This window comes from bacterium (genome assembly GCA_021108215.1).
Taxonomy (GTDB): Bacteria; Oederibacteriota; JAAXVQ01; order JAAXVQ01; family JAUVAV01; genus JAIORK01.
Map to the genome: position 1 here is coordinate 1 of JAIORK010000051.1, position 1,840 is coordinate 1,840.

1 protein-coding gene is annotated in these 1,840 nt (G+C 53.6%); it reads left to right on the forward strand.

Translation table 11 applies throughout. From position 1 onward, the window contains the following. Positions 1 to 29: 29 nt before the first annotated feature. On the forward strand, positions 30 to 1,840 hold a 1,811-nt coding region (locus tag K8S19_12505; protein MCD4814497.1), incomplete at its 3' end, for a hypothetical protein.

Consider the following 1,840-nt stretch of genomic DNA (forward strand, 5'->3'; position numbering starts at 1 on the left):
ATCTTAGCGCCTTTGCGTGAGGAAAAAAGATGATTGATTTGAAAAGACGGACAATCCGGGTAATCGCCCTGCTGCTGGCAACCAGTATGGCATTGCCGCTCCAGTTTCTGCCTGGCCGGGTATTTGCGCAATCCGGCGCACTGACAGGCACAGTGATATCCCCCCCAAAAACAGTCAAAGAAGAAATAAGCCATCCAGCGATCGGGTTGCCGGCACCCTCCGCAGAACTTTCCGTGCCCCGAAAATCATCCTCATCCAGTCACAGCGGATTCCGCCAATTGGTCATTTATGTGCCGGATATTTTTGATACTCCCAAGGATGTGGCGTATGCCATGGACCGGCTGCGGCGCAAGGGAATCCCGGAGGAAGATATTATAAATCTTGCTCAGGACAAGGCCTTTGATACGCGCAAAGGCCTCAAAGAGCAGGCACAAATGCTCTCTCGGATTGTGGAGCGCGAGTCAGCCCGGCGTCTGGGGCTCAAGGCCCATCTGGTTGCCAAAGGCACCGGCGGACTGGTGGCTCAATCTTATCTGCTCACAGCAAAAAGATTGCGTACAGCCGGTGCGCCCATAGAAGATGTGGTGGCACTCGGCGTACCGCACCAAGGGCGGGGTTGGGCCAAGATCGTCTATGCACTGGGGATTCCCTTACCCGGAGCAGGTGTGCGTTCTCTCGCTATCCGTGATTTGGCACCTGATTCAGCTTTCATGCGGGAGTTGAAATATTATCAATCAAAAAAAGACAACATGATCGCAGATGCGCAGAGCGTCCTGAAAAAAATCGATAGCTTTGATTTCAAAAAAGAGATGCGCGCGCGTCTGGCAGCCATGGACCATACCAAAAAAGAGGTGAGTGATCATGTAGAGCGGATCATCCACTTTCCCGACCGGATCAAGCTGGGGGACGCGGACAAGCGGCGTATCAGTAGTGTACAAAAAGAAGAAAAAGTAGCTGCCAAAACCATCGCGCGCTTTCAGGAACAATTGGCAAGCCATCGCCAAGCTAAGCCGGAGCTCCTGAAAAAAACCGCTGATCAGATCAAAGCCCAACAGCAGGCAGTTGAGAAGCGTGTGCATACCAAGACGCAAACACTTTTAGAATGGGAAAAGAGCAGCGGTGTTGCCGCATCCCAAGCCAAGCTGGCAACCATCAGCCAGGCATTGGTGGGCAAGGCGGATCAAGCCAGAGCGGTTCTGCAAGACCGCGCACAAGCAGCCACGGCATTTCAGTTGTCCAGCCGGACAGATGCGCCTGAGGCCCGGTTGCTGCACCAGGTTGAGGATGCCGGTAATCGGTTGGGAAAAGCAGTGGTACAGACCGCATGGCAAAAACCATTGGATGCAGTGGAAGCGGCTTGTGCGCAGGGATTGCGTCCAGCGCAGGATAAATCCACTGACTTGTTTGAGTATTCCCGTCTGGCCCGTCTGGCCCAAGCGATGCGTACTTTGGAAAAGCAAAAAGACAACCTGTGCAGTCAGCTCAGCCGGGAATTGCTGGGTATGGATGAAAAAGCGCAACCCCATCTGGCCAGGAATATTTCACAGCTGCAAAAAACCGATCTGGATAAAACCGCTGTACGGTTGGCGGCCCTGCAAAAAGAGGTTGCCGCAATTACCAACATGAAAACCGCCTGGGAGACCATGGGGCAGGCCAGACAGCAGTGGCAGACCCAGGTGGCCGAGGTTGCCGCATTGCAGGCGGAAAAGCAGATACAGCAGCAGGCCGGCGACTACATGACCGGGCTGTCTCGACAAATAAATCAATTACCGGATCAAGATACGGTGACCCGTCAGTGGCAAGGTATCAAGAAAGATCTTGATACACTTCTGCCGGAGGT